Origin of the sequence: Vibrio sagamiensis NBRC 104589 (assembly GCF_007990935.1) — a bacterium.
In the GTDB taxonomy this organism is placed as follows: Bacteria; Pseudomonadota; Gammaproteobacteria; order Enterobacterales; family Vibrionaceae; genus Vibrio; species Vibrio sagamiensis.
In genome coordinates this window covers 25344-51457 of the sequence record NZ_BJXJ01000031.1, presented here as the reverse complement: position 1 = coordinate 51457, position 26114 = coordinate 25344, and the positions used below count along the sequence as shown (strand labels likewise).

Annotated in this window: 22 protein-coding genes and 1 pseudogene; 10 read left to right on the top strand and 13 right to left on the bottom strand. The window is 35.2% G+C overall.

Features of this window, described 5'->3' with window-relative positions; all coding sequences use genetic code 11:
* From VSA01S_RS14485 to VSA01S_RS14465, 5 genes are all read right to left on the bottom strand, one after another.
* A partial coding sequence (locus VSA01S_RS14485) for a hypothetical protein (protein WP_147052712.1) occupies nt 1–638 on the bottom strand: 638 nt, incomplete at its 3' end.
* Entirely contained in the window at nt 635–1369 is a 735-nt protein-coding gene (locus VSA01S_RS14480; RefSeq protein WP_039980081.1) for a hypothetical protein, read from the bottom strand. The genes VSA01S_RS14485 and VSA01S_RS14480, both read right to left, overlap by 4 nt.
* A 39-nt stretch (nt 1370–1408) precedes the next feature.
* Nucleotides 1409–3775, bottom strand: a complete 2367-nt coding sequence (locus VSA01S_RS14475; protein ID WP_039980082.1) for a TcfC E-set like domain-containing protein — start codon at nt 3773–3775, stop codon at nt 1409–1411.
* Nucleotides 3768–4259 (bottom strand): hypothetical protein, encoded by a 492-nt coding sequence (locus tag VSA01S_RS14470; RefSeq protein ID WP_039980083.1) that lies wholly within the window; start codon nt 4257–4259, stop codon nt 3768–3770. Before VSA01S_RS14470 ends, VSA01S_RS14475 begins: the two co-directional genes overlap by 8 nt.
* A 79-nt stretch (nt 4260–4338) precedes the next feature.
* Nucleotides 4339–4857 carry a hypothetical protein gene (locus VSA01S_RS14465; protein ID WP_039980084.1) on the bottom strand — a complete coding sequence of 173 codons (519 nt, stop codon included), beginning with the start codon at nt 4855–4857 and terminating at the stop codon, nt 4339–4341.
* Between the two features lie 324 nt (nt 4858–5181).
* On the opposite strand from VSA01S_RS14465, the gene VSA01S_RS14460 reads away from it, so the two are divergent.
* From VSA01S_RS14460 to VSA01S_RS14450, 3 genes are all read left to right on the top strand, one after another.
* Nucleotides 5182–6018: a hypothetical protein gene (locus VSA01S_RS14460; protein WP_050567279.1), complete on the top strand. Its 837-nt coding sequence runs from the start codon at nt 5182–5184 to the stop codon at nt 6016–6018.
* A gap of 16 nt (nt 6019–6034) precedes the next feature.
* Nucleotides 6035–6892, top strand: coding sequence for a Hint domain-containing protein (locus VSA01S_RS14455; RefSeq protein WP_021711013.1), 858 nt, complete (start codon nt 6035–6037; stop codon nt 6890–6892).
* Between the two features lie 77 nt (nt 6893–6969).
* A complete protein-coding gene (locus tag VSA01S_RS14450) occupies nt 6970–7764 on the top strand; it encodes a hypothetical protein (protein WP_039980085.1) in 795 nt (264 codons plus the stop codon).
* 218 nt (nt 7765–7982) lie between these two features.
* Here VSA01S_RS14450 and VSA01S_RS14445 read toward each other — a convergent pair whose 3' ends face one another.
* Nucleotides 7983–9572, bottom strand: a complete 1590-nt coding sequence (locus VSA01S_RS14445) for an adhesion domain-containing protein (RefSeq protein ID WP_050567280.1) — start codon at nt 9570–9572, stop codon at nt 7983–7985.
* Between the two features lie 384 nt (nt 9573–9956).
* On the opposite strand from VSA01S_RS14445, the gene VSA01S_RS14440 reads away from it, so the two are divergent.
* Nucleotides 9957–10415 (top strand): DUF6790 family protein, encoded by a 459-nt coding sequence (locus tag VSA01S_RS14440; protein ID WP_039980086.1) that lies wholly within the window; start codon nt 9957–9959, stop codon nt 10413–10415.
* Between the two features lie 103 nt (nt 10416–10518).
* On the opposite strand, the gene VSA01S_RS14435 is transcribed toward VSA01S_RS14440, so the two are convergent.
* On the bottom strand, nt 10519–11943 hold the full coding sequence (locus VSA01S_RS14435; protein WP_039980087.1) for a hypothetical protein: 1425 nt from the start codon (nt 11941–11943) through the stop codon (nt 10519–10521).
* Between the two features lie 68 nt (nt 11944–12011).
* Nucleotides 12012–12764, bottom strand: a complete 753-nt coding sequence (locus VSA01S_RS14430; protein WP_039980088.1) for a hypothetical protein — start codon at nt 12762–12764, stop codon at nt 12012–12014.
* 320 nt (nt 12765–13084) lie between these two features.
* Between VSA01S_RS14430 and VSA01S_RS14425 the strand changes: the two are divergent.
* Nucleotides 13085–13541, top strand: a pseudogene (locus tag VSA01S_RS14425) (transposase); the annotation flags it as partial.
* A 196-nt stretch (nt 13542–13737) separates the two neighbouring features.
* Here VSA01S_RS14425 and VSA01S_RS14420 read toward each other — a convergent pair.
* The gene (locus VSA01S_RS14420) at nt 13738–14397 is read right to left on the bottom strand and encodes a hypothetical protein (protein WP_039980089.1); all 660 of its coding nucleotides are present in this window, start codon (nt 14395–14397) and stop codon (nt 13738–13740) included.
* Nucleotides 14398–15074: 677 nt separating this feature from the next.
* Between VSA01S_RS14420 and VSA01S_RS14415 the strand changes: the two genes are divergently transcribed.
* Together VSA01S_RS14415 and VSA01S_RS14410 are read left to right on the top strand one after the other, a co-directional pair.
* Nucleotides 15075–16115, top strand: a complete 1041-nt coding sequence (locus tag VSA01S_RS14415) for an OmpA family protein (protein WP_039980090.1) — start codon at nt 15075–15077, stop codon at nt 16113–16115.
* A 16-nt stretch (nt 16116–16131) separates the two neighbouring features.
* Nucleotides 16132–20805, top strand: a complete 4674-nt coding sequence (locus VSA01S_RS14410; protein WP_039980091.1) for an endonuclease/exonuclease/phosphatase family protein — start codon at nt 16132–16134, stop codon at nt 20803–20805.
* A gap of 89 nt (nt 20806–20894) precedes the next feature.
* Here the strand turns inward: VSA01S_RS14410 and VSA01S_RS14405 are convergent, their stop codons facing one another.
* Complete coding sequence (locus VSA01S_RS14405; RefSeq protein WP_039980092.1) at nt 20895–21608, bottom strand: riboflavin synthase; 714 nt, start codon at nt 21606–21608, stop codon at nt 20895–20897.
* A gap of 209 nt (nt 21609–21817) precedes the next feature.
* Here VSA01S_RS14405 and VSA01S_RS14400 point away from each other — a divergent pair, with 209 nt between their 5' ends.
* Entirely contained in the window at nt 21818–22063 is a 246-nt protein-coding gene (locus VSA01S_RS14400; RefSeq protein ID WP_039980093.1) for a DUF3297 family protein, read from the top strand.
* A gap of 174 nt (nt 22064–22237) precedes the next feature.
* Here the strand turns inward: VSA01S_RS14400 and VSA01S_RS14395 are convergent, their stop codons facing one another.
* Both VSA01S_RS14395 and VSA01S_RS14390 read right to left on the bottom strand, forming a co-directional pair.
* Nucleotides 22238–22528, bottom strand: a complete 291-nt coding sequence (locus VSA01S_RS14395; RefSeq protein ID WP_039980094.1) for a putative quinol monooxygenase — start codon at nt 22526–22528, stop codon at nt 22238–22240.
* Nucleotides 22529–22567: 39 nt separating this feature from the next.
* Nucleotides 22568–23131 carry a cysteine hydrolase family protein gene (locus VSA01S_RS14390; RefSeq protein ID WP_039980095.1) on the bottom strand — a complete coding sequence of 188 codons (564 nt, stop codon included), beginning with the start codon at nt 23129–23131 and terminating at the stop codon, nt 22568–22570.
* A gap of 100 nt (nt 23132–23231) precedes the next feature.
* On the opposite strand from VSA01S_RS14390, the gene VSA01S_RS14385 reads away from it, so the two are divergent.
* Both VSA01S_RS14385 and VSA01S_RS14380 read left to right on the top strand, forming a co-directional pair.
* Complete coding sequence (locus tag VSA01S_RS14385) at nt 23232–24173, top strand: GlxA family transcriptional regulator (protein WP_039980096.1); 942 nt, start codon at nt 23232–23234, stop codon at nt 24171–24173.
* A gap of 139 nt (nt 24174–24312) precedes the next feature.
* Entirely contained in the window at nt 24313–24573 is a 261-nt protein-coding gene (locus VSA01S_RS14380) for a DUF2999 family protein (protein WP_039980097.1), read from the top strand.
* A gap of 155 nt (nt 24574–24728) precedes the next feature.
* On the opposite strand, the gene VSA01S_RS14375 is transcribed toward VSA01S_RS14380, so the two are convergent.
* Nucleotides 24729–26078, bottom strand: coding sequence for a sphingomyelin phosphodiesterase (locus tag VSA01S_RS14375; RefSeq protein WP_039980098.1), 1350 nt, complete (start codon nt 26076–26078; stop codon nt 24729–24731).
* Nucleotides 26079–26114: the final 36 nt, after the last annotated feature.

Below are 26114 nucleotides of genomic sequence, written 5' to 3'. Positions count from 1 at the left end.
GTTAATCCACTATTAAAATTACCTGTCACATTTGCATTATATCGAGTAAATCCACTAACTCGATTATTTTGATACTTGGGTACAATCTGTCCAGAGCCAGTCAATGTAACATTTGAAACATAGAAATCGCGATTACTTATCTTAAAGAAAATAGGCAATGAAGCCTTATGAAGGCTAATAGCGCCGGAATCAGGAACAATATATCTATATTGATATTCAATAAAAGCCATTCCGGAATATACACCATTATTCTTTGGTTTTCCGCTCATAGAGACCTTAAAAGCAGGTTTTATAAATCTAAATGGTGTGGATGGATCTGGTAGAGAAGTTATGTTTGAACAGTCATCATTATAGCCCTCTGGGGTTATAATTTTTATATTATCAACATGTATATTAACATGATCACTCCCCGACTTTAAATTAATAGTTTGATTGTCATTAATAATAGAGACTTGCTCCCAACAAGCTGTAGGAGGTAAGTTATCAACAATATGCCATTGAGAAGGAGATATTTCATCACCATTAAAGATAACATTATTCCAAATAATAATACCATCTTGATAAGAGCCCTCTAAAGTCAAAGCAAGGATTGGAGATGAGAACACAAATAAATTCAGTAATAATGCATAATACCTCATATATTATGCCCTTTATGAATAGTTATTGATTCACGATATTTAGCGCGATGAGTCTCAAGGTTAACAAGGATATCATCTGACATCAAACCTTCCTTCAAATTAACATTTAACTTTCTACCAGCAAGAACAACAAACTCTTGAGTACAGTCTGTATCCTCTGATTTGATATACTTACACGAATCTAAATTAGCTCTTATAAAACTATTACCTTTATTATGAATATAAAGTGTCTTTCCATCATATTTGATATCATAATTAATTGGTTGTTCTTCACCAGCTAAGATAAATAAGGGCCCCAAACCAATAGTAAAGTTTACATGATTGGTTTTTTCCATACCTTCAGAGACATAAGCTTGAGGAATGAAACTTATCTGGAAGGCACGATCAATATTATTAGATTTAGGATCTAAATTAGTATCAGATAGAGTAATAAAGAAATCTTTTTTTCTCCCTGGTTCAATGATCGTCTTTCTAGGTGATAGATTTATTTTCCAATCAAAAATATTATTTCTATTGTAGTCCACCATTTCTATCTCACCATTTTTTATAAATAATTCAGATACAGAAGTGGAGACAAAAATTCGAGCATTTTCATTATTTTTAATTGTAAAAACAGACTCATCATCATAAGCGGAAACCAGCATCATTGAATTAATTTCTAAGGCAGTTGAACCAAAAGAAATTGATAATAGTAAAAATATTATCACTTGACTTAATTTATGTTTTATCATTTTTTTACCTATAAATTATATTAAAATAGTATTTAAGATTTAAATACACACTCCTGAAAATGAAGTTGAGTTTTTAATTTGTTTAAAATTACATACTCTACTGTTAGAACTTAAATTGAAATTACTACCTTTGATATATGTAACCTGAAAAACACCATCGTCTGAGATCTGTTGTACGTCAATACAAGTTTCTCCTGCACAGTCAAGAGATGAGATTGGATTACCGAATTCATCATCTAAAATGACAATCATATTTTCAACATCATACGCTTTAGGGCTTACTGTGTATAACGTTCCGGGCAGAGATGTAACATCAAAGCTATTATCTTTTATTAGGGTATTTTTTTCTTTTGGTTCAATCAATATTTCTTGCTGTTGATATTCAACCAATTTAGTAACATTAGAATCTTTATTAAGCACTTTCCTTGAGATAAAACGTCCATTTTTTGAACTTGATACATAAACACTTTCTTCCTTAGCCGCTAAAAAATTATCACGTCTTAATTTAATAAATGAACGTCCTTTTAAGCTTGTAAAATCCAGGCTACCATCACTGAATATTTGAGTTCCGGAAGCACTACATGACAAAGACTTTCTTCCAAGTGAGTCAACATATACGTATGCATTAGAGTTAAATTTTTGGTTTTTTAAATGTATAGACGAAGAAAAATCAACGAATGATCTGTTTGTGATAGCTTGGTGACTTAAAGATGTATTACTATCAAAATTTTCTGATTCATCAATTATATTTAATGAGTTTCTCATACTGATTACATTATTATCCTTCACATACACATTGTTGCTAGCAGAAAAAATCTCATCAAGCTTGACCTGTAATGATAACGAAATATTAAATGAAGAATCCCGAGTTTCATAACGTTGGTAATCTGCAGATAAAGTAATATCTGCTGAAGATAAGTGGTAGTTTAAAGAAGAATAAACCATTCTATAATCATACCTATCACTTTTTTGATAATAAGAAAAATTATTATCTGAGTATTGTGATAACCGTATATAGCCAGTTCCACCAAGTACAAGCCCAGATGCTCCTATACCAAATTCACGATAGCTATTATCTCTATATAATGTATTAATTAAATCAAAGCTATTAGTATTAGCCTTCAAATCTAAATGACTATAATAAAAATCGAAAAATGACATTCTAAAATTCAATGTAGTGAAACTGTCACCATACTCATTAACTCCCCCCGTACCTTCAAAATACCAGTCATCCTTAAAAAGATATTTACTTCCGATTTGAAAGTAATGACCATATTCAGAAAGTGTAATACCACTGCCAATCATAAAAGGCTCATCAATACGATAATTCAACAGACCTCTTGAAAAGAAAAAGTCATCCCCTTTCGAATTTTCCATCAAGCCAACATTGAGAGTATGATCATAGCGGCCAGTCTCAAGTTGAAAGTCATTATTATTGACAATTCTTTTCTCTTCTCGAAAGATTTCTTCACCTAACGCCTTAAAAATAATAACAATTTTGTAAGAACCAACTGGTAGATCATCGTAACTGATGAAGTTTTTTCCTTCCGAAATAGATTTGCTGTAAATTATTCTTTCAGATTTATAAACCTCTACTTGACCATTTTCTGAAGCATAAAAAATTATTTTCTGAGAATTTTTCGTTTTATTCTTGATTAATTGACGACTTGAAGCAACATACGCTGACGTAGAAATGTAATTAGTACCATTAGATAAATAGTCGGTTGAATTAAAAGAAAGAGTGTTTTCACTATAGCCAAATTTAAGTAAGTTATCCAATTTTTCATAACTATACATAGCCTCAAATAAATCCGTATTACCTTTAGTATCAATTTGAGTATCAATACTTAGAAAGCCAATAGGTAAACCAACTGTCGTATTATTTGACCAATTTAATTTTGGCTGTTTATTCATCTCGCTAGATAGATAAAAGTTACTCCAGTTAATCATTGCTGGTGATTTATTTTCATATTCGATGTACTCTTTCTCACCAGAAATACTCTTGAAAGCACTGGGGGATAAAATAACTTCTAAAATAGAGTTATCGTAGTCGAAATCTAGAACATATTCTCTTTCATGATTTTTTTTTGATAATATATCAGACCGATTAATTCCTTTTTTTAGAATAGATATTATATCAGATGATGTTATACCTTTAATTCCTTTATCATTCAAAAAAGATCTAACACCATTAATGTTTGAAGAATAATTTACCAACTTTATAGATTCATATGATACTAACATCTCAGTGTCAACACTTTCATTAATTCCAGGTAATCTTATCGAAATCATTTTATTTTTTTCTATGAAATATTCTGAGAAATTATCAGGATATCCTTTAGAATATACATCAGCATGAAAAAATTGTAGAATAGATATGAAGACTAATAAATAAAAATTAGACATTTTTTGATGTTACCATTATAGAGACCGTTCCTGAGCAATCATATTTTTCATTTCCAAATTCTTTTATTTCATCAAAGATTAATTCTAAAGACAATGCATTATCACCATCATCCCAATTAAAATCTAGCTTATTTTGGTTCTCTATATATTTACCGTTAAATTTGATATTAACTGGTATTAAAAATGAAGACCTAAAGGAGGTACACTGATGTAAAGAATGAATTAATGATAAGGTATATTTACCAGAACTTTTAGAGCTTTTTAGTTCAAATGGATACTTTAAGTTATCAAACTTTTTTTCAGTCAAATTAAAAGAAGCTACCATAGAAGAATCAATATTAATAATTTCCAATGAGGTATTATTGGACTTATTTATGTATACTGAAACAGGTACCGGAATGATTTTTTTCAAATCTTTTATATATGCTGATTCAACATTAAAGCTTAAAGTCAAAACTATTATTAACAATCTTGCATTTAACATAATTTAATAGTATTCATATTATTAAATAGATTTATAACCCCTATGCCAACATGGAGCATAGGGGAGAGGAGTGTGTTAATTAAGTAGTAGAATTTGTGATAATTAAACTAACTCTTAAATTCACCATATCAAGAGCTTTTGCCGGAAATTGCTCATCATTTTCAAATGACAAATTATTAAATTCTGTAAAGGTAATAGCTGTATCCTGATCTTTGCTTATACTTTCGTTGTTAACCTTCCATGTCGCGTCTGTTAAATAGTTATTAGAAAGAGTATCCCCAACTTCCAAAGCTGGATCTTTTAATTTAACTTTGTAATCACCAGTTACTAAATCTCCATTGTTATCTTCTAATTTAAATACAAAATCACTGGCAGAAAGCTTAAAGTGTCCTAGTTTATCACCCTTGCCTATTGTCAAATTTCCGTTTGAGATAGCTTCAACACTTAGAGCACTACCTATACCTGTTCCAGAAGGAACTTGCCCAGTCCAATTAAAAGATGCAGTTGAAGAAGTATTTGCCTGAGTTTGCATTCCTATAGATGACAGTGACAAAAAAATTGCCGGTAATAGTAAGTTTTTAAATTTAATTTTTTTCATAATAAATCCATATTTTTCTGTATTAATTTCATTTTAAAGCTGGTGACGTGTCACAAAGCGGAACTACAATACCCCATTAAATCCTAACAATTAAATAAATTAAATTAAATTAAAAAAATCAAATATAAATAAACAAATAACATACACTTATACAAATCAGGCACGGTGTTTATTTTTGTGATCACAGCTGATTAGATAAAGAAGAGTAATTAAATGTAATCTTGATGTAAGTATTATTCAAACCTCAATTAAAATATTATATGTTTTCCAGCGTCAATTTATATTGACTAAATTAAAAACAACTCAATTATTTAGAGGTTTACGATGATAAGAGAAAGATGGAATAGGACATTAACATTAAGCGTCATATCCTTAATTCCTTTAGGCGCTATTGCAGACAATCATATATATAATAGCTGTAACGAAATACTAGCTGAAGGAGCATTTAATAGATATCAAGCAACTAACAATTTTGAAACCAGATTAGCGTTAAAGAAATGGCTATGTAGCGAAACATCTAATGAAAACTTAAACCTTCAGTATGATGTTATGAATATTTTTTCACCAAATCATGATCTTGAAAACTTATCCACTTGGAAAAGAAACAACTGTCGTGGTACAGACTTTAACTATTCAGGAAGTAAATCTTCTCACCTTTTGATACAAAGTAATAATGATATTGTTTTAGATGATTGGAGCAATTGTATGCAAAAGCAACAAGCCCATCCTCTCATTTGTTACGCAAAAGAAACTGTGGATTCTGTTAAAATGGTACTTAAAGTGAATGGTAATAGTGGTATCGGTAATATTAATGTGCTCGAAGCGATTGGGACCAATATGACGGCTCTTACAACTGTACCACGAGTCTTAAGAACCGGAAAAAGAACAGTCCGATATAAAATAGATAATATCAATCAGGAATCCTATTTTGATTTAAATGGTCAAGCTGACTATATAGACGTTTCATGTAATTATACGATACCTAAAAAACCGATTATTGAATCAAATAAAGAATGTGATTTATTCAGAATGCAAGTCTTGGATAGCGGTAAAATTTCTTATCGCGAATATGAATATTTAAAAGATACAAATATGGTTCCCTTGTTTAGTAAAGAAAATGGTAAATACATCGGTGGCTACCCTTGTGATATTTATGAGTGAAGAATAAGGATATTAAATGAATATTAATAAAATAACACTTATTTTAGGAATCAGCCTTTTCAGCTCCACAACTCTAGCAATTCCTGAAATCGAAGTACAACAAAGATGTTCAATGGATAGTTTAAATGTATCAAAAGCAATTGGGAGAAACAAATGGGCTAAGAGATGTTCATTCATTTCTGAAAGAGATTATGAGTATTATACATATGACGATGATGGTAACATAAGAGCCAGACCTAAGTACCCAAGTTTTTTTAGTCCATATAATTTTAATGATTGGTTTAGAGCTCCTACTAATGAATATTCCTCATGTAATATAAAACATTATACAAAAAAGATATTTTGTGTATCTTCATGCTATACACCCGACCAAAAAATACTATTTTCTGATGGAGAACACGCCATATATGATGCACTAACAAAGAGATTAACAAATATCGTCACCTTATCTGACGATGCAAACCTCGAAAATCTCTCTTATCAGATAAAAGATGTCGAAGCCTATAGTGAGTCAATTATTGAAACAGTTCATAATATTCGAGTATTTCACACTGCCAGCGGTAACCAGATCAAGGTAACGGATAATCACCCGTTACTTGTTTCTACAGGTTACATGCTCACCGCTGAAAATATTAATACTGGTGACAGCTTGATCAGCAAAGATGGCACCTTTGATGAAATCACCAACATTGAAGACATTAAATTTACAGGAAAAGTCTATAATGTCATGCCAGATACCTCAGATAACAGTACAAATGGTCAAATCGTTGTAGCACAAGGATTCCTCTCTGGTTCTATGTATTATCAAAATGATGGTGCAGATCTGACTGGAAGACTATTACTAAGAAGTCAGGTTCCTACCGATCTCTTTTAACCTATTATGATAATACTTAAATAACTTCAATTTAAATTAAAGCAAGGCATGTATGCCTTGCTTTTCACAGGTTTTATATGTTGAAAAAAATACTATTCACTACATCCATACCTACTATCGCTTTTTTAATCTTTCACTATGGTATGCAAGAAAAAGGTTTTAATCTATCTGTTCTAGGAGATGATTTACTTAATGAAAAAAATATACAGTCATCTATTACTTCCACCTTACCTCTTACCAAAGGTACACCTGTCCAAACCATCAATTCATACCATATCGATGATCTAGATCCAGATGAACAAAGCTATGACTGGGCATTTAATACTTGGCGTCAACCAAGCGAAAAGTTTGATCATTTTATTTCTCTAAGTAGCAAAGTATTGACTACTACTTCTGATCGACAAAACTTTGAGTTATTATTAAATGACTACAAAATGGTAGAAGCTTCAAGAATAGCGCTATTATCTGATATTGATACGAATAGATATAACTATGATGATGAACGTGAAAGATGGGATGCCATTTATTATATTAGCAGTATCATTACAGGTAAGTATAGAACTCAATACTTTAATGATATTATCAATTTATCTATAGAAATAATTAACAAACCACTTCCAGAAAATATTACTGATATAGAGATAAAAAAATCTCTTATTGGAGATAAAGTTGAAATTGCTATGGATTTAGCCATCTTCCAGCCTGAAGTATGGTTAGAGTATAAAACCAATAGCACTCCTAGTATGGATAAGTTCATACATTATGTTGATACTGAAGCCTCTTTTAGTCGTGCACAGGCTAAAGATAATGCTGAAAGGCTAGCTACGAGATTGAAAAATCTATCAGAAAAAACCCACAACGAGTCTCAATAAAAATTCAGTTAAAATCAAATTTAAATATAAAGAGTTACCTATCTGACTAGAAATGGTTTTTCTTCAATAGAAGTCATTCACAGGTAACTCTTCTTAAACCTCAGATAACAGATAACAGATAACAGATAACCCATCTAACTAACAATTCACATACCCCGTAATTTCAGGAGGAATAGTTCAGAACACCTTAAGGCTAATTGAGCATATCTGCTTATTCTTCAAAACTGACGTTCAGAAATACAGGATGCGAAAAGTTCAAAGTCTGGCTCGTAAGAGAACTCATATCCAAAGTATAGGTTCATATTTTTATATTGAACTGGCTTAGTAGGTTTAACTGTTTGTGTAGTCGACCAGTAATTATAACTTGTTGGCCACCCCCGTTTATTAAACATATTACCAAAAGTATTAAACAGTTTATCTAATTCGTTCAAGGTTGCTAATCGCCAGTTTGTTCTTCCACCTAAAGTTATCGTATTATAGGTATCACAGAGTGCCAGCGCTTTAGAGTGACTAAATCTATAGAAATTACCGTAATTCTGACCCAGAACTCCATTATCTGTACTATTAGTTTCAATTAATTCAGAACTTATGTTATCTAAGAAATTAACTGATGGTGAATTTGTAAATAATGTTTCATTTCCTATATCAGCAATATCAATACACGCTTTATCTGGTAGTCTTCCATTACACAAATAAGCATTCGTAAGATCTTGGTTTATTCCTACTAATCTCAAGATACCGGCTTTAAAGTTTCCTTCATTATCAGAAAGTACGAAGCTTACATCCGTGTTTTTCGGACTGTATTTATTCCAGTTAAAAGTAAACTCTTTGTTGTTAAGGTCTTTTCTTTGCTCATCATTTAACGATACAGATCCATCAATTGAATAGACGTTTATTAATTGGTAATCAATATCATATTCTAGTTTTATAAGGTTTCTAATATCAACAATTAAGGTAGGTTGAGAATCAATTTCATACCTAAATTCTTCTATATCAGATATTATAATTCCATTAGTATGTTCTTTACCGATGGTGATATCAATTTGTCCTAGTTTAGCTTCAGTAGATTGTTTGGAGTTAAAAAGTGTATAAAAAATACGTACATAACCTGCTGTTTTTCCATAATATGATATTGTTTTTTCAGAAGTTTCTATTTCACCATCTCCTAATAGTAGGATATCTTCGGATAAGTCCCATTCTGAAAAATTTAACTCACTCAATTCATCTACTAAATTTATATTAACTACGGCTTGAGAATTTGGGTTATTTGTTAATGATATATGCTTTGATATTGTTGGTAGTCTCGCATCAGACTCCACCGTAGCAAACAAATTTATTTTGGCAAATTGACTCTCTACCTCCTCATTACTGCTCGTTTTTCTTCCAATCACTTTATATCGATAAGTACATAAGTTATGATTATCTAATTGGACATAGAAGCCCAAACGATCACCATTTAGTTCAGGAGTTGGGGTGCCACAATATCCTGACTGGTACACACTTTCTTGCCCCATATTTTGATTAGTGACCTCTACTTCAATGCTATCTATATCGACATCATTTTCATACGATACGTAATTACTTATATCAATATATTCTTGAGTACTGGGCTGAACAGTAATAAAGCCACTTCTTGTACTAATCGCCTGAGGTTGTGCAGCGTGATCAGTTGTAGGTCGATTGTGGGATGCATTTGAAGAAGGATCCGAAGAATCCTGACACCCAAATAGACTTGCAATTAATACAATAGTAACCACCTGTAAAAATAATCGATATAGGTAGAATGATTGCTTAATTTTATTATACATTAGTTCACCTTATTAGTTGAAAAATATAAATTTTATGTTTTTATACATAATTACACAGTAAGGGTTAAGGTAGATTTAATTTGTTTATTGCCAATGCATCTTATCAAATCAAAGTAAATAATAAATTATCAATTAAGAACCCACTAAGTAAGTAAGTAAAAATCGACAATTTACTATTGTTATAATTTTAACTCTTTAATAGCAAACCTTTAACTAAAGTAAATTAATTTTATATAAATACAAAAATATAAATATTAACCAAAAATCTGATTAGTAATTCTCAATGTGATTATTATTATCACAGTTTTTTGGATAATATATCAATGCGATAAAATGTCTTATACTAATGGATAATCTAATTAAAAATGGAAAGGATATGCCCAAATGACTTTTATCATCGAATGGTTTCGACCAATAGCGATTATTGCTGTTTATTTTATTGCAGAGAATAATAACACCAACGTCCATTCCTTTTTCCACATTCTAGGGCCTTGGATTGTCGCCATTATGGGATTCAGTGTTGCATTTGAAGGGCTTTGCTTGGGCAAAGAAGCCGCTGGTAAAATCGGTTATCGCTCGGATCGGCCTTATCAGGTTCAATCTGCTCTTTGCAATCTTGCCATTGCTATCGTCGCCGTCTTTGTCTTCTTCTCTGATTGGGGCAGCATGGCAGATGTCACTATCACACTAGTTATGTTAGTTTTCTTCTCGCTTTCGGCTTTAAATCATCTTTTAAACGCTCTAATTCAACACAATTTTAAACCTGTTAACTTGTTGAGACCACTCATGACTGTCGTGTTACTCTTTCTTTTAGTCCCACCTATATTATCAGTGTTAAGTTAGTTTCTTGTGCTTGTCCTGTGTAGCTTGTTTAATTCATTTGGTAATTTAATAAAAATAAGTCGCTCAGTAATATTCTGAGCGACTTCCGATATTTTATTTGTTATTATTTAACATACTCTTTCCAAGCTTCTTGCCAGTTTATCCCTTCACCTGGTTCATATTTTTCTGGATTAATATTGCATTTAGCCTCATCAAAGCACTGAAAAAGTCTTTGATTTACATCATTGTAAACAATATCACCATTACTGAATTTCTGGCGCTTGGTATTTACCAAATCACTTTTATAGTGAGGATATCCATAGTCAGGAACTCCTTTAACGATATAACGCGACAATTCTCTAATTAACGTGTCTTTACCCATTGAGCTTCCTGGACCACCACTATGTAAGCTTAATGTAATTATCGAACCGGGAGCAATATGCCTTTCTCTTTCTCCTATGGCAAGCATATTATTCCCATCATTTTGTACAGAATCACAATAGTAACAAGTGCCTTTGTAGGTTTCGAAATTATACACGTCATTAATTTTGGCGATTACTCGATGTTCACCATAATAAATACCCTGCGGTATCACTGCTTCTATACCTCCCATGGGTAAGGTGTATATTTTAAAGTCGTTCGGATTTGGATATTGACTATTGAATTCTTTATGTAGATTCGCACGGATAGGATCAAGCACTGCCTCCTGAGTCAATAGCGTTGCCATGCCCATATATTGACTGTATTCCGTTTTCAAATTGTCCGCTTTAAATTGATTATTATCACTCCCAACCAATAAAATCACTGTTTTATCTTTTGGCCAACCTCCAAGTTCTGACATAGTATCATTCACATATCTCCTTAGCATGTCTGTACTGCTTGCTCGAGTCATGATGTGATACTCATCAATTGCGTGACTAAAGTTACTTAAAAAGTTTCTCAATTGATTATTGTATGGTCTTGCCCAATATGGTGTGTATTGTGGTATTGACAGTTCGAGACTAATATCTGGATATAGATTGTTTAAGTTATTTAAGACATTGCCCAATTTTTGGTAAAATGCTCCTTCTTTTTCATCTGGACTGAAATCACCATTTCTCCAAGTTTTATTTTGAATATCAAAGGTTATTCTATCTATATTAACCGGTGATCTTCTTACTGACTCATCGATCAAGTTATAAAGTTCTTTTGCATCACAGACCATTACCGGATCGTCATGTTCGCCAGCATCACCGCCAAAAACAAGACCTACTTTACCACCATTTTCTTCAAAGTTTTTGTATTTTTGTGCATGCCCAGTAATGGGATTAGCATCGGAACCATCTGTTATATTATCGAAATTGCAATTCAACCCTTTTTTAATTAAAAGAAAACCGATAGACACATCCTTAATATCATAATTGTCGTCAACTTTTTCTAAAGCATAGGGATCTTGATTTAGTACATATGCTCCCATGTATGCAGCTGTTGGTTTACTTCCAGAGAATTCACTTGCATGACTTCCTCCAGTTATAATTAATAGAGATATAATCCCAATTATATTTTTCATCTAAAATTCCTTTTTTATTTATAGCTTATAATATAAAGAGCGGAAATTTCCGCTCTTTATATAATTTATCAATCTATGAATTTAAGCTCATATGGATCCCATGCTTGGTTCCAATTCAGACCATCCCCCGGAGCATAGTATGTCGGTAGACCATTGCACCAATTTGTAATTTTACACTTATATAGGGACCTAGTTGATTCACCGTAAACAATATCACCTGCCTTGAACACCTGACTACCTTCCACTACAGCATCTGCATTGTAATGAGGATAGCCATAATCAGGTAAATCATCTTTTAAGTTTGGAACAAACATTGCCTTCACTACAGCACTATCAGGTACATTTTTCAATTTACTACAAGATTTTGTCGAACCATATTCTAGATAAACGCCATTGCCTTCTACTGCTGCACATTGTCCATTCTCTTCAATATCCCAATCATTGTTACCTCCTTCACCATTAAAATGGCTTCGAGTTGAGAAATTTGCATATGATTTACCAGCTGTGTCTGTAAGATCCCAACTTACTCCAACCCAGCCGTTTACCCAAATTTTCCCATCAATTTGAGTCCCACAAAAACTACCAGTTGTACCGGAGTTAATATAGAAAAACTCATCAGTTGTTTCGTCTATCCCACTGTCGTCGATATATTGCTTAACTCTAACTTTCAAATCTTTGTAGAAAGGTTCCGTTATTTTTACACATGGAATTTGGTGAGCATAGCCATTTGGTCCTCGTACGGATACATCATCAATATTTGCAATTGCATTCGCAGATAATGATATCAGAGGTACTGTAAGATATTTTAATTTCATTTTCATGATTCTATTCCTATGTTTTTAAATTTTCCTTTTGACTTTAAGCATTGCCCAAGGTCAACTTAATTTTTAAACTTAAAACATCAATAATCAAATAATAAAAAATCATCAAAAATAATTTAAAAAATATTATAATTACTTTTTCACGCAGTGATTATATAATAAAAATGGGATAAATAGAGTATTAAGGATTACATATACTATATCTCCAATTAACCCTTAAGAGCCTTTTTTCAGTTATATATGGTTTTGTTGCGTAAATCGATGGAACTAAATCCAAAGCTTACGATCTGATCGCTACATTCATTCGACTCTGTAGTCTCATGCCTAAATCACGTTATAAAGCAAACAACTGGAAACAGTACAATCATCAACCACGGCTCTTTGACATTTTAGATTGATTATGATGCGATAAGTGGGTGAAAGTAAGGCAAACAAAATAAGCGCAGCAGAGACCGTATTTTCAGCGATTTAGCGATTTAGCGATTTAGCGATTACAACAGCTTTAATGATAAAGCGTATTTTTCAATGCCATTTCGCACTTCACTAGGCTTTATTGATTCTGTATTTCTACTTGCTCAAAATCCACTGAGTTGTTCACATTACAGTTCTATAAGCCGTCGAGCCAAAGACGTTGATCTGTAGTTTAAAATGAAAACAAAAGGACCGATTCAATGCCTCGCCATCGATGCAGCAGGGCTCAAAGTTTATGGTAGGGGCGAGTGGAAAGTCAAAAAGCATTGCACGGATGGTAAACATAGAATGTGGTGCAAATTACATCACACAAGTCGGTGAAACTTACGCGATACTCAAATCGTTAAATAAGCTTACGGGGCTTGTTATGCCTAAAACTTGCCGAATTAGCTAAAAGTCAATCTCAATAGGTCGATTCGGCTTCGAAAGTGAATTACGCATCAAAGCCTAAAAAGAGCGGAAACTAACGCTCTTTTATAAAAACTAATAATTAATAGTTATTTTATTCGAATGGCACTTCATATTCACTCCATGCCTGATCCCAATTTAAACCCTTTCCTGGCTCATAGTACATTGGGTTACCATTACACCAGTTTTCAATTTTACATTGATATAAACTTTCATCATACTCACTATAAACAACATCATTTGCCTTAAATTTTTCAGGTTTCACATCTTGTGATTTATAGTGACGATAGCCATAGTCAGGCTGTCCTGTGACAACATAAGTTGCAACTACTCTAATTAGCGTGTCGTCACCGACTGAACCACCCGGGCCACCAGAATGTTGAGTTAGTGACAACGTTGAGCCTATCATTTCTATTCCAGATCCTGAGAATTGCGAATTTTCAACATATACCTTACTATCCGAATTCCCTAATACATGACAATAATAACATTCTCCATTATAAGTTTCATGAGTATATACATCATTAATTTTTGCTATGATTCTGTGTTCACCACCATAAGCAAAAAATTTCTCAGGTACTTCGGTACGAATTTGTCCATTTGGTAATGCATATATTTTGTAGCCATCCTCAGAATAATTTTTTTGGATAACGACATCATTTTCCTCGCTAGTAGTGGAATCACCTGTATTCGCTAATACGAGTCCTGATGATACTAGAGATAGTAGTGTAAGATATTTTAATTTCATTTTCATAATTCTATTCCTATTTTTTAATTTTTCCTTTTAACTTTAAGCATTGCCCAAGGTCAATTTGATTTTCAAACTTAAAATATCAACAATCAAATAATAAAAAGTCATCACGAATAAATTCAAAAGTATTACAATTATTTTTCACTCGATAATTATATTATTTTACGTATTATACAATTACATTTATTTTTAAATTATCTAATGAAGAATGGGATAAATGAGTATTAGAGATTACATATACTATATCTCCAATTAACCCTAAAGAGCCTTTTTTCAGTGATACATTCTTAGCACCCAATGTAGAAAAGACAAGAAAGTACCATCGTTCGATATAGAGAATCGTCAAAAAGTCTTTGGGCTAAAACTGCTCAATCTCTCGGTGCGGTATTTGAGTTCAACCCGGTAGCATTTATTGGATAAAGATTACTTTCTTAATATCAATGATTTTTGAAATCACTCTTTTTCTGATGAATTGAAGACTCAAATTATCAGAATAATCAATCATAAAAAAGAAATAACAAAAGATACATAATAAACCACAGGTATATGGTTGTTAAATTCATCCACTTTTTTTGTCAATTTCAAGTCAATTCTCACACATGTGACAATGCACTGCAATTTTTATGTAAAAATATAAGTATCAATAAAAATCGAGAATAAAAATCGGAAATTTTTACCTTATGAAACACAAAAGAAAGGTGCAGAATAGTTGCATCTTTATTGCCTTAGCAACATTGTCACACAGCACTATGGCTGATATGTATATTGCTCCCACCATTGGTATGAGTTACTTCTCTGGTGGTTGTGAGTCTCATGAGCTCAGCTGTGATACAAACGACATTTCTTTTGGTGCGACGCTTGGCTATCAATATTCCCCGAATATCGCTATCGAACTGAGTTACCAGCATTATGGAGAAGTAGATGCAACCTACCCAGCGCTTCAAAATCAGCTCCTGAAGGCGGATTACTCAGCAAAAATTCAAAGCGCTGAGCTCGGTCTCGCTTACTCTTTGCCTGTTGCAGATTCATTAAGCCTTAACCTCATCGGTGGCGCAGCTCTTTGGTTTGTCGATATGGACGGCAAAGAACTAAATTATAGTGTAAACAAATCAAGCAATGGCCTTTCTCCCTATCTTGGTACCTCTGGCAGTTATAAACTATCTGAACAATTCAGTGTTGATTCTGGTCTAAAATGGGTCAGTTCTGTTGGTTCCAGTGCCACTGGTAAATCCGATATCTGGCAAGCATTTATTGGTTTAACTTACTATTTCCCTTCAAGTATTTCGACTGCTTCTGTACCCAGAACATACGATGCAGAGCCATTATCTGCCTCTCTGTCAACTTCTTTAGTCCTTTCCGATAAGGTCAAATCAACGGCAAAAGAAGAGCAATCATTAACTTTATATTTTGATTTTGACAGTAGCCAGCTTTCGCCTGATTCACTGATTAAGTTGAAAAGCTTTACCCAAGGAGTGTCTGAAAAGCAGTCGGTTCTGATTATCGCTTCAACAGATAATACTGACACAAATCACTATAACGATAACCTGTCTATTCGCAGAGCAAAATCAATTAGATCAGCTTTGTTAAACGAAAATATCAAAAAACAACGAATTAAAATCACAGCGCTTGGTGAAGAAGTGCAGAGTCTTTCTGTTCCAAACTCTCAACGCCGAAGTGCGACCATTAAAATCTACAACCATAACCTGGCCACACCTTTGTGAGCAGGAGATCTAAACTATGATAAAACCTTTTGTATGTAGCCTTTTTATATTGCTTTTAACTGCTTGTGATGGCTCTGGTGGTTTACCTAAACAAGACGCAGGCAATAATAATCCCGTTATCATCGCTTCAAAACCAATCATAAATATTACGGATTTACCAACGAAAATATTCGCAGGTGAGACACTCACTTTACATGGTATTGCTTGGGATAATACAACCGATATTGCTTCTATTAGCTGGTCTAGCACAGGGATGAAATTACTCAACCAAGATATTCAGTTACAATCAAATGACTCAGAGCAAGAACCAACACGCTTCACTGTAAGATTCCTCGTAGATCAAGTTTTAGTCCCTCAAAAAGGGACTATTTTGGGTACGGCCACTTCTCTTTCAGGCCAAAAAAGTGACAATAAACCAATTGAATTGACTATTTTCATTAAAGAAAATGCCGATAATACCAAGCCATCAGTCTCCATCCCACGTATTAGCTTAAATAAAATGATCGGCCCAATAACGGGAGGCCAAACGATTACTATTACAGGAAAAACTTGGGATAGAGTTGGTGACATCACTCAATTCAACTGGAAGACGCAACATCTAGAGTTGGTAAAGCAAAGCTTAATCCCTGCTACGGGAGATTCTGAGCAAGACCCATTATCATTTTCAGCCACATTTAAGATCGATGACGTAACTCAAGCAACAAGTGCAACTCTTGATGTTTTATCAATATCGAGTACTGAACACCAAAGCCCTCATGCGACCATGACGCTTGCAATTGAGCCGGACACAAAGCCTGCGCCGATTGCTTTGCCTAAAATCAAATTTGATCGCTTATCTTTGACCGCTGTTAGTGGCCGACCATTTGTCGTCACAGGTCGAGCATGGGATGAGTTTGGTGATACTGCCAGCATTGCTTGGGATAATAGTGAGCACTTTGCCATTATTGATGAAAAAACAGAACTTGAAGCTGACAGTTCTTCTCCTTTTCCCATTTACTTTGAAGCAACGCTTGTTGCTTTGGATGTTTCCACCACAACCAGCGCACCTATTCAAGCATCAATTACCGCTGAAAGCGGAGCTTCTCAAACTACAAGCGCTACCTTAACGATTCTTCCAGAGCATACACCACTTAGTAAAACATACATTGAATTAACAGGTATACCTGACTCTGTAAACAGTGGTGAAATATTTACAATTTCAGGCACAACTTGGGCCGATGATGGTGATATTAAATCTTTAGAGTGGACAAACCCTCATTTGACCTTACTAAATCAAGAAACGGAGTTAATTGAGAACGATTCAGAGCAAAACCCGAGTACTTTCAAAGCCACTTTTGTCGCTGATACACTATTAGATATAGACAAAACTGCCACTGTAAGTGTGACTGCTACATCTACTGAATACAATGAAAGTACACCAGCTTCAGAAACAATCACGATCATCGCACGCAAAGAGGATACTCAGCCAATTCATGTCTCGCGACCTCATATAAAAATCTTATCCAACCTAGCGAACTCTCTAGAAAGTGGGCAAACTTTTACTATCACAGGTAAGGTCTGGGATGATGCAGGTGATGTTACTGCGTTGAATTGGACAACAGAAAATGCCACACTTATTAATCAAATATTTACCCCAGCTGAAGGTGACTCTAAGCTCAATCCAAACACCTTTAAGGTGACATTTAGAGCTGATCAAGTACGTTATGATTTACTCGCATCTGTGAGCGTCATTGCCACATCTTCAGATCAGATGCAAAGCTCACCACAGACGACAAATTTCACCATTATCTCACGTGATTTCTCTGATGCATCATATCCACATATTATCCTAGCACCAATCGAAAATAATATCCTAACAGGAACGACAATTGCTGTATCTGGTACCACTTGGGATAGTGCTAAAGGTGATATTACCTCACTTGAATGGGATGCAGAAAACCTTACTCTTGAGTCACAAACTTTTACACCGATCGAAGGCGACTCTATAGAAAATAAAGTCAGCTTTAAAGCAACGTTTAAGGCAAAAGAAGTCACCGAAGACTTATCTGCATCAATAACCGTCACGGCACACTCTGATAAAGGCGAGCAAATACAATCAAAATTGGATGATTTAACCATCATCGCCAGAAAGGAAAACAATGAACGCCCGGTCATTTCAAAACCAACGGTTACGTTAACCCCCTCTCGTGACACATTAAGGCCTGGAGAAACCGTCACTTTAACAGCAGAAGCTTACAGTACTAATGCTAATATCGACTCAGTCGAATGGAAAACAGATAGCAGTGACTTATCGCTCTTACATGCTGACGATATCCCTACAGGCAGTACCGACAGCAAAGATAAACCACTCACATTGAACGCCAAATTCCAAGCAAGTGACTTCGTTAGTCTGGAGCAGGCTAACATTACTGTCATTGTAAGAGGCGGCAGTACGGGTATCCCTACCAGCAAAAGCGCTAAGATTGAGTTAAAGCCTTGGTCTAAGCCAACACTGGTAAAAGTAACAGCCACGCCAGAAGTGTCATCAGGGCAGACTATCACTTTTGAGTTGGATGCTTTCGATGAAGACTCTTACATCAGTCACGTTAAGTGGTTTACCGATAGCCCCAATGGCGAGGTAACCTTACCAAGCTACGACGTACCAAGTAGCCATCAGAATGATTCAGCAGATAGCCTTCTAGAAATCGATACCTTTTTTGAGACAAAAGATGGGTTATTAAATGATCTTGATGTTAACGTTTGGGCTGAAGTGACGTCTTTTAATGGCACCCAATCCATCACTGAGAAACAGCCAGTTAAAATCAAAAAGGCTGTTCGACCAACTATTGGTGTGATGACCCATGCATACCGTGGCGATCATCAACACCTAAATCCAACACAGCCAATACAAGACAATGATCAGATCACGATTAGTGCAACAGCCTCGGCTGAAACTGCCACAGCAGGACTAGATGAGATCAAGATTACTTCTTACCGTTGGTCACAAATGCCAGGTGATGAGGTTGAACTCACTCTTGATGAGTCTGAACAGTCGATTCCGGCCCAAGATCAAAAAAACACCGTTAATACCCCACTCAATATTACCCTACCGAAAACAGGTAAAGACGGCTCGGACTCAGAAACGATATATAATCTCAAACTAATCGTAACTGATGAACGTGGCTTGGAAAGTGAAGCAAAAGAGTTTGAGCTGAGGGTTAAGCCAAGAACTCAGCTTAAAGTTATAACAGCCAATGTGTTTTTAATTCCCTTAGGTACTGTTGAGAGAGATAAACGAATTAGTGAATATCTGAAGGTAAAAAACGACCTTTTTGATTTCAATGATGTAGTCGTGCTCAATGAAGCATTTGCAGGTACAATTGCAGGCTCATATACTCAAAGGCTTTTTGATGGCCTAAAAACCACCTTCCCCTATACAACTGATCCTAATGAAGATTCCGGTTTAAGACTAAATAAAGGTGTTGTGGTACTGAGCAAAGAACCAATAATACAACCTGCAGTATACCGTGTATTTGCTCAGGCATGTGGTGAGGATGAGGGAGCCAATAAAGGCTTTATCCATGTAAAAATAAGAAAAAATGATAGAATCTACAATATCATTGCCACTCATACTCAAGCAGACACGAACGCGTGTATTTTTGGTTCAACTCCCGAGGGTATAAGGAAAGCTCAGTTTGAAGAAATTAAACAGTATATCGATGAATCTCTTCGAACCAAAGCCATGGATACATCGGAGTACCTATATATTGTAGGAGATCTTAATGTTGTCAAAGAATCAGCAGAACATGCTCAGATGATGTCGATATTGAGCACCAATGAGCCTGTTCACAGAGGCCTCAAATATTCTTGGGATCCACATCTTAATTCTCTTGCAAGCTACAAAAATAGCGGTTGGAATCAGGACGGACAACTTTTGGATTATATTTTATCAGTTAAAGGGTTTGCACAGCCACGTGCATGGCATAATGTCGTTTTAGACCCCACTGTAAAAGACGTGTACTATCATGTCGTCTCAGTTCCAAGTTTAAATGCAGGCAGGCATTACTTGAATGATCTATCAGATCATTTCCCCGCTATTGGTTTTGAATATTTAGAGTCAGGCATTCCTACAAAGTCTTTTAGAGGCCAAAATAAACGCTACAATACGATTAAATTTAGGCATAAAGACACTGGACAATACATAAAGGCTGGTGCCAACACCGGTATCGTTGGTAGCTGGACGGCAGGCGACTATGTACTTATTGAAGATCATACAGACGAAGCAGATATCGAATGGGCAATTGACAGTCAATATCCTAGCTATTGGTTAAACAATGACACAAACTCATTTCCGACGTGCCTACTTGACGATAGTTTTGTTGAAATAGAGTCTCTAAGGCACAAGTCATATTTTTTGAACTATACAGAGCTTTATCCTAGTTACTATAAACTCTATACAAATGCATCTAAATGGCTTTCAATTGAAAAAGTTGATGATTATGGCAATCGACTATCTGGTTGCATAGAAAATGGGGACAAAATTTACTTAAGAGATGGAGCTGACACATCATCTAGTTGGTCTTATGCTTCTAGAGTTGTTTCTAGTGGTGTTCCATATTTTAGAATTAATGAATACAGGGCAGATGCAGACATTTTCTTGGTTGAAATGCCAGAAGCCATACCATTGGATTGGTCCGATTTACCAGACTAAATAACTTATAAAAAAGACCTAGCACGTGCGGCTAGGTCTTTTTATAGCACAACAAAGATATCTAGGTGAGCGCAAATTAACTCTAATATTTATGAGTGTTGACTTGATTCCTTTGGCTTGTAACCTAAGGCATTCATATCCACCCCTTGCTCTGCAAGTAACTTCTCAAACATTGGCATTAGTGGCCCGAGATTTTCAGCGATGGTTTCACGCACGGTATCAACGACGACTTGTGTTCCACGCTCAATTTCAACATTAATCCAATCGCCTACCTTTTTTTGTTCAAATACCGTCATACGTCGAGTCTCAGGAATCAGCCATACCTCAAACCAGCCTTCAGTTTTATTTACATCAGAGACCGTTAAACTGGCACCGTTTAATGCAATATAACCTTTAGAGAAAATATATTTCTTCCACGCTTCCGGCAAGTCAAAGCGCATGCAGTAGTTATCTTCAATATGTTTAATATCTAGCACCGCAATATTAAAATCGACATGACCAGATAAAGGATGACCTCCGATTTCAGCACCATCTTTTGCGGCACGCTCTGCGTTAACCCACGAACTCGCTTCATATTTGCTGAGTGTTGTGATCAACAAGCTCTGCAACATGACGTCAAATTTAACTCGAACATCTGAGACAATTTCTGTCACGGTAAGGCATACGCCATCAATAGCAATACTCGCACCAATTTCTAAATCGGTACAAAAGCCTGGCTTAAAATCAATAGTAAAAGTACGAATGCCTTTTTTATCAACGACTTCAACAATGTTAGCTATTGACTGAATAATTCCTGTAAACATAGTCACTCCTGTTGCTTAACTTGGGCACAAATGCAATTGACTTAAATGTTACTACTATACTTTACACTTTAGTGCCTGACCTGCAAATTGCTGAGCTGTAATTCGGTTGCCTACACATCAAACCATTTAAGAGTCGTACCTTAGTTCTTGTACACAATCGTAACACTGACTACAATGAGGCATTATTTATTTTATTTGGAATAATCACAATGACAGATGCTACTAAACCCGCATTGCCTGATCGTCTTGCAGGTAACCCTCGTAGTCCTTTTTTTATTAAAGAGTGTTTTGAACACCAGATTGGTATTCGTATTAACGGTCAGGAACGTACTGATGTTGAAGAATATTGTATCAGTGAAGGCTGGGTAAAAATAGCATCACCAAAAGCAAAAGACCGTTTTGGTAACCCAATGTTGATCAAACTAAAAGGTGAAGTGGAAGCTTATTACGTTTAAGTTGTTGCCCCTCATATGAAGAGCTCAATATCTTCACTAAATACTAAAATAATACTTGGTTTAGATATTGGGCTTTGTAGTTAACGGACCTTAGACCTAGATTACACTACTCTTTATCTGTACAGCATAATTACATTATATCTCTGTACAGCAATACCACTCCATTCATAAGATTTAAATATCGATTAACAATTCATAAGTACTAATCATCGGCTCTTGCTTAAGAAAAGTCAGTAATTGTGCAAAATCACCTCGTTCTTTACGCCATTCTAAATATTTTTCTAATGCATCTACCCGTGACCACTCGACACTCACAATAAATTTATGATCATTTAGTCTCGCAGCTTGTGCCTTCACATTCCCGGGAAACTGACGTGTTTCAGGGAGAATACGCTGTAAAAACTTAAAAAAGCTCTCCTTTTCATCGGGTTTGATGTCAAATTCAAAAATACTTATTAAAGCCATTACCTACACCCTTCTAAATACTATTTTAATTTCTTGATTTTACTTAGCCAAAGGCAATAATTTAGCAGTGCTATCTACAACACAATAGCCAAATTGTAAGGCTGCCATGTAAGCCGCATGCACATGTAAAGCTGGTACCATTACTCCATTAAACTCAAGATCTAAGGTTGCACAAGCATCATGAGCAACATGACAATCGTAACCAAAATCTACTGCCGCACGTGTCACTGCATCAATACACATGTGGCTCATTGCACCAACAATAACCAGCTTTGTTACTTGTAATTGCTCTAATTTTGCTTGAAGCTCTGTGTCTCTGAAACTATTAATTTGATGTTTAAGAATCACTGTTTCGCCTTCAATTGGTTCAACACTAGAGTGAATTTGTGCGCCTTCTGAACTCGGTAAAAAGAAAGGGGCTTCATCTGTCGGGAACTCGTGCTTTACATGGATAACTGGTAACCCTTTTTGACGAAAGGCGTTAAGTAACTGAGATGCATTTTGTGCTGCTAATTCTGTACCAGACAGAGCCCATTTGGCACCAGGGTAAGTTGAGTAGTAATCATTTTGGAAGTCAATTAATAATAAGGCTGTTTTAGACATAATAAATTCTCTTTTTTTTGTTGTTCATAATTGATGAGACTATTATGCGAAATCACAGCAGAATATACCGATGGCAAAATTGACATAAAGCAGTCCAAAAATGACAAAATCAATTCAGATTCAAATTATTGACTACCCGGATGCCTTACAGAGTGCGGTTTACGGTCTAAAAGAACTTTTTATTATGGCGAATAACATAATGATTCAGGAGAACTACCAAGTTCAATTTGAAGTAAGTGTCTTATCTTGTCATGATTATAATAACTTGTATGCTGTAGATAATTGCCATTATAACGTTAATTTGCTGATCATTCCTCCGAGCCTTGGTGGAGAGTATTATCTTTCTCCTCCCATTCAATTGCTCGACTACCTCAGACACGCCCATTCAGTTGGTACTCAATTATGTTCAGCTTGTGCTGGTACTTTTATCTTGGCAAAAACAGGGATTTTGGATAGCCGCTCTGCAACAACGCACTGGCAATTTGCTCAGGACTTCAGATCCTCTTTTCCTCAGGTATCTTTAGAGATAGAAAGTTTACTCGTGAATGAAGGAGATATTTTGACTGCAGGAGGGTTAATGTCTTGGGTTGATTTAGGACTTGAAATTGTCGCTCATCAGACCAAGCCACACATTATGCGTAAACTAGGTAAGTTTCTTATTGTTGATACTGCCAGAAGAGAACAGCGTTACTACGAAAGCTTTATTCCTAAGTTTGATCACGGTAATGGTGCAATCATAAAAGTGCAGCATCATTTACAAACCCATTATAGTGAAACATTAACCGTAGCTCACCTGGCACAGACTGTGTTTATGAGTGAGCGTACTTTTTTACGCCAATTTACTCAGGCTACAGGGTTAAAGCCAATTCAATATATACAACGTTTAAGAGTACAAAAAGCCTGTGAGCAATTAGAAGCTTCTTCATTAAGCTTTGAAAAAATCGCTCTCAGCGTCGGCTATGAAGATGCCAACAGCTTACGTAAAGTGTTCATAAAAACTATGGGGCTGAGTCCCTCTGCATTTAGAGCTCGCTTCGCCTAACTAGAAGAGTTGAGGTATATGTCCAAGTAACCTCAAGGTGTCGTGTTTCGCAAGACGACCTCAGGTCACTTGGGTATATATCATGATGATAGACAGTGCTACACTTACTTGAATTTTTCAGGATCGAAAAGGAAAAATAATGAATCCAATTATTGCTATGTTAAAAGACAACAATATTAGCGACGAGCAAATACAAACTATTTTCCATACCTTAACTCAAAACCCATTAGCAGCAATGGCAACCATTAGTCAGCTTGGGCTGCCTCAGGATAAGCTTCAATCACTTATGACTCAGGTTATGCAAAACCCCGCTTTGATCAAAGAGGCTGTCAATGAGTTAGGTTTAGATTTTTCAAAAGTTGAAGAGGCAAAACAAAAACTACAAGATAAGAACGTCTAATGCCTAGCTGCTACAGTTGAAGCACAGCTTTATTGAGCAGTGTTATTACATTAACACATGAAATTTTCGGCCTTATTGCCCAAAGATAAGGCCATTTTTAATAATACGGCCATTATTCTGCCGTATTTTCGGGGTATGTGGAGATATTTCCCAAATCAATTAGGTTCAAAAGAAAACCTTCCCTCAACACTAAAATGATCGGATAAATGCCAATTACCCCATGTACCCGCATTCGCACGTTGTCTTAGTTTGACTGTATTGGAATTTTCTATTGCTCTACGATGTCTTGCACTGACCAAGACATAATCTAGGTATTCAATAGACTCACCTCCCGAAAAACGAGCTTCAGCATAAGGGTTAATCCGAGGATCAAAGGTCGCCTCTACATGACCAAGGTATTGAGGTGGATCCACATCTAAAGTGGCTAGCATTAATAAATATTCTGAAAAGTTTTCATTTTTATTAATATTAAAATCTCCCGAATAAATAACAGCCTCATTAGTTGGGATTTGTTTTGTCAGCATAAATGTCCTCAATAACCCTAACTGTAATCGACGTAACCTTTTAGCGGCTGGAGTATCAAAAGAGGCAAGGTGGGTGTTAAATACATGGTAAATAACACCATTCTTATCTATTTTTGTGTAAACAATCCCTTTATCGGCGTAGCAATCGGTGCCAGAACAGTAATCAAAAACAATCGCATCTGTTTCTAAGATTGGATAACGACTTAGGGTAACAACACCGCCATCGTACATCGCCATGCTATCCCCTCCGACAACATTAGTACGATAGGCATATTCCAAACTTAACTCATCGAATAATCTATCACGTTCACCAGAAAATGCTTCCTGAAGAGTAAGTACATCATAACCGGATAAATTATGATCCATTAAGGCCGCTCTTTCACTAATGTCTGAAGAAACAGAGGGAATCATCCATAAATTATAACTCGCAATTTGTAAGGTATTTTCATCGTATTCCATATCTGCAATATCATGTTCACAAACAACATACTCGATATCATCAAAACCCGATGTATAAACAGCTTTAACTGCAAATTCTGTGTGATGGCCATTTTCTCCGTATAACTCCACAACATACGGATAGTAATCTGTTTTAAGATCTCTATTTTTAAAGCCATAAGAAATGGTAGTCCCTGCACCGTGACCTAACAAACGCATTTGCCCTAAAGGTGCGTTAGCCATTTCTTGCCAGCCACCTTGTGCATTTTGAAAACGTGTTTCAAAATAATAATCATAGGTCGCTCCATTAATAATCCCATAGTAGCGATTAAACTCCGCAACTTTAGCTTTTTGATAAGGTTGGATAATCAAATTTTCATCAGTCAGTTTGTATTGGTACCCTTCCTCTACTGGAGCAGTCGCATCGATCAAAACTTTAATAGCGATAGGTTGACTGGTTCTATTTGTATAATAAACCGAAGTGGCAACAGCTTGAAATGTTAATGCCCACAACAAGGTGGATATAATTATTGATTTAATCATTATTATCCTCTTTACATTTTTTTAACATACTTCCAT